Below are 1,148 nucleotides of genomic sequence, written 5' to 3' on the forward strand. Positions count from 1 at the left end.
CCTGGCTGTGTCAAAACCCCGATGGTGGTAGCCTTCCTCTGCACGACCGGAGGACGGCATGGGACGGTTCGTTGTCGGTGCCGAGCGCGATCAGACGACGCTATTTCCGCCTTGCCTGGAAGACTGGATCGCCGAGGACAACCCTGTCCGCGTCGTCGATGCCTTCGTGGAGGCCCTGGAACTCGGCGCGCTCGGCTTTGCGGGCGTCGATGCGGCATGCACGGGTCGACCGGGCTACCATCCGGCCGCCCTGCTGAAGCTGTACGTCTACGGCTATCTCAACCGGGTCCCGTCGAGCCGACGGCTGGAGCGCGAGGCGGGCCGCAACGTCGAGGTCATGTGGCTGACCGGCCGGCTATCGCCCGATCATAAGACCATTGCCGAGTTCCGTCGGCAGAACGGCCCCGCCATCGGGCGAGTCTGTGCCCGCTTTGTCGCCCTGTGCCGCACGATGGGCCTTCTGACGGGGACGCGCGTCGCGATCGACGGCTCGAAGTTCAAGGCGGTCAACAATCGCGACCGCAACTTCACGCAAGGCAAGCTCGACCGGCGCCGCCAGCAGATCGAGGAGAGCGTGTCACGCTACCTCTCGCAGCTCGACACAGCCGATCGTCAGGATCCTACGCCGGAACTCGCAGCCAAGGTGGAGCGGCTGAAGGAGAAGATCGCCCGCCTCGGGCAGGAGATGGAGCGGCTGGCGGGGTTGGAGGAGCAGATGAAGGCCGCGCCCGACCGGCAGGTCTCGCTGACCGATCCCGATGCGCGATCCATGGCCACCAGCGGCCGTGGATCGGGCGTGGTGGGTTACAACGTCCAGGTGGCGGTCGAGACCGAGCATCACCTGATCGTCGCGCACGCGGTCACCAATGCCGGCTCGGACCGGGCGCAGCTCGGCGGCATGGCCGCGAGGGCCAAAGAGGCTCTGGAAGCGGACACGCTCAATGCCGTGGCTGACCGGGGTTACTATTCCAGTGAACAGATCCTAGCCTGCGAACGCGCCGGCATCGCCGTGACGCTGCCCCGGCCGATGACCTCGGGCGCGAAGGCCGTCGGGCGCTTCGGCAAGGATGATTTCCTCTACCGTCGTCAGGACAATACCTACCGATGTCCGGCGGGTCAGACGCTCTTCCATCGCTACACCTCGGTCG

The 1,148-nt window shown here is 66.5% G+C and carries 1 protein-coding gene; it reads left to right on the plus strand.

The window, feature by feature from the left end; translation table 11 throughout:
• Positions 1-58: 58 nt before the first annotated feature.
• Positions 59-1,148 (plus strand): IS1182 family transposase (locus tag ACQKQD_RS34140; protein WP_427511005.1); only part of this gene is annotated, 1,090 nt, incomplete at its 3' end.

The sequence above is a fragment of the Methylobacterium sp. NPDC080182 genome (genome assembly GCF_050281105.1).
Taxonomy (GTDB): domain Bacteria; phylum Pseudomonadota; class Alphaproteobacteria; order Rhizobiales; family Beijerinckiaceae; genus Methylobacterium.